Annotated in this window: 3 protein-coding genes; 2 read left to right on the top strand and 1 reads right to left on the bottom strand. The window is 69.7% G+C overall.

Going from position 1 to position 2542, the window contains the following annotated elements:
* Positions 1–897: ArsA family ATPase (locus tag G4D87_RS36595; protein ID WP_163787417.1), on the top strand; the 897-nt coding region annotated here is incomplete at its 5' end.
* A 278-nt stretch (positions 898–1175) separates the two neighbouring features.
* Here the strand turns inward: G4D87_RS36595 and G4D87_RS36590 are convergent.
* Positions 1176–1862, bottom strand: coding sequence for a tetratricopeptide repeat protein (locus G4D87_RS36590; protein ID WP_240358902.1), 687 nt, complete (start codon positions 1860–1862; stop codon positions 1176–1178).
* Between the two features lie 71 nt (positions 1863–1933).
* Here G4D87_RS36590 and G4D87_RS36585 point away from each other — a divergent pair.
* A partial coding sequence (locus tag G4D87_RS36585; RefSeq protein ID WP_275902328.1) for a carboxyl transferase domain-containing protein occupies positions 1934–2542 on the top strand: 609 nt, incomplete at its 3' end.

Below are 2542 nucleotides of genomic sequence, written 5' to 3'. Positions count from 1 at the left end.
GGCAAGAGCTCCTGCGCCGCGGCCGCCGCGGTGACGCTGACGGAGAAGGAGGGGCCGGTGCTCCTCATCTCCACGGATCCAGCGCACTCGCTGTCGGACGTGCTGCAGAGCCGCCTGACGGACACGGAGACGCAGGTGAAGGGCACCAAGGGCCTGTACGCGCGCGAGCTGGACATCGCCGGCTGGTTCAATGCCCTGCGCAAGCGGGTGAAGGAGAAGGCGGAGAAGGCCTTCGAGGGCGCGCCCCGGTCGGGCAGCGAGGTGCCCGCGGATCTGCTCTACCTGCGCAACCTGTTGGAGTGCGCGCCGCCGGGCATCGACGAGCTGGCCGCGATGTCCTGCCTGACGGACGCGCTGGTGCAGGAGCGGTTCAAGCGCATCGTGGTGGACTCGTCGCCGGTGGTGACGTCCGTGCGCGTGGTGGAGCTGGCGGAGACGGCCAAGACGTGGCTGGGCGCGCTGCACGGGGTGCTCACCAAGCACCGCGCCAAGGGCCTGGGCGAGCTGGCGGATGACATCGCCGGGATGATCAAGCACGTGAAGCGCTTCGAGGACGCGCTGGCCTCCCCGAGCGAGGCGCGCTTCGTGGTCGTCACGCGCGGCGAGGAGCTGGCCGCGGCCCGCACCGAGCGGCTGGTGGAGTACCTCAAGGAGAAGAAGCTCCCCGTGGAGCGGGTGCTCGTCAACCGCGTGGGCCCCAAGTCCACCTGCGAGAAGTGTGAGAACCGGCGCAAGCTGGAGCTCAACGCGGCGAAGGCCATCGAGAAGAAGCTGGGCCTGCCCGTCACCATGGCGCCGGCCCTGGGCCGTCACCCCGCGGGGCTGCGCGAGCTGAAGGCCTTCCGCACCGCGTGGTACGCGCTGTCGCCGCCGGCCGCGAAGATCAAGGCGGCCTGAGGTCCAGGTTCGTCGTGGAGCGGGCCCAATGGGGGCCCGCCGGGCTTCATTCCGCCCGGCGGGAGCGTCCCGGCCGTTTCGCAGCAGTAGAGGGGGCCGCCGCCACATCCGCCTCACGCCCTGATTCCACCCCGAAGAATCATCCCTTCCCACCTGCCCCCGCGCGCACCATGACGAAGCGCATCATGGGTGCCAAGGGTGTTGCGCGGGCCGTATCTGAAAGCGAGCGAGTGCCGCCGCGCGACTGATGGCTGGAAGGCACGGCGGCCCGCGGGGGCTCACGCCTCGCATTCCGAAGGTGCGTCGATGAACGTCTCCAAGCCGGGGAAGGTGAGGGCGCCCGTCTTGGTCAGCGTGCCTTCCAGCGGCGCCCGGCCATTCAGCCGGAGCGTGACCTGCCTGCCGCGCACCGTGTAGCGGCCTCGCGCTTCCTTCTGGCGGGGCGTTCCCTCCGGGTCGATCTCCTTCGTCCACAGGGTGGCCTCGCCGGACGGGCCGAAGCGCAGCCCCTGGGTGGTGCCGTAGACGCCCACGCCCGGGCCGAACCAGGAGACCTCGCGCAGCAGCACGGGGACATCCGCCTCCCGCGCCGGGCTGCGGCCCAGCAGCTGCTGCCAGCCCAGGGTGTCCCGGATGGGGGTGAAGTCCGCGTCCTCCTTCGCGCGGGTGAGGCGCCGGGCATCCAGCTTCACCGCCTGGGTGAGGTGCTCGACGATGACGTCCCGGTGGGCGCTGTACTCGCAGACCTTCCCCTGCTTGCGGAGCACCCCCAGGGTGGCGGCCAGGTTGTAGTGCGCCAGCGCATAGCCCGGGGACTCCCGGGCGGACGCCTGGAAGCGCTCCAGGGCCTCTGGGTAGCGCCCCGCCTGGTACAGCCGGAAGCCCTGGGTATTCAGTCCCCGGGCATGGGGGGTGGACGCGGCGCCCGAGAGGGCCAGGAGCAACAGGGGCAGGGCCGGGTGCATGGGCCTCCAGAGTGGGGTGCGTAACCGCTTGCGCGTTGAAAGCCGCCTTACCCTGGTGCTAGTCCCGCGCCATGGCAACCGGTACCAGCTATGTGCTCGAGTTCGAGCGCCCCCTGATTGAGCTGGAGAAGAAGATCGACGAGCTCAAGGTCCTCTCCACCAGCGGCACGGTGGATTTCTCCTCGGAGATCTCCAAGCTCGAGAAGAAGGCGAAGAAGCTCCAGACGGAGATCTTCAGCGACCTGTCTCGGTGGCAAGTGGTGCAGATGTCCCGGCACCCGAACCGCCCCTATTTCCTGGACTACGTCCACTACCTCTTCACCGACTTCGTCGAGCTGTGTGGTGACCGGGCTTTCGGCGAGGACCCCTCCATCGTCGGCGGCTTCGCGCGCTTCGACGGCAAGCCGGTGATGGTGATGGGCCACCAGAAGGGCCGCAACACCAAGGAGAACATGGCGCGCAACTTCGGCATGCCGCGCCCGGAGGGCTACCGCAAGGCCCGCCGCCTCATGGAGCTGGCCGAGCGCTTCGAGAAGCCCATCCTCACCTTCGTCGACACGCCGGGCGCGTACCCGGGCATCGGCGCCGAGGAGCGGGGGCAGGCCGAGGCCATCGCCGTCAACCTGGAGGTCATGAGCCGGCTGCGCGTGCCCATCATCTCCACGGTGGTGGGCGAGGGG

This window comes from Myxococcus vastator (genome assembly GCF_010894475.1).
Classification (GTDB): domain Bacteria; phylum Myxococcota; class Myxococcia; order Myxococcales; family Myxococcaceae; genus Myxococcus; species Myxococcus vastator.
Note: the sequence above shows the minus strand (reverse complement) of the source record. Positions and strands in the feature narration are given on the sequence as shown.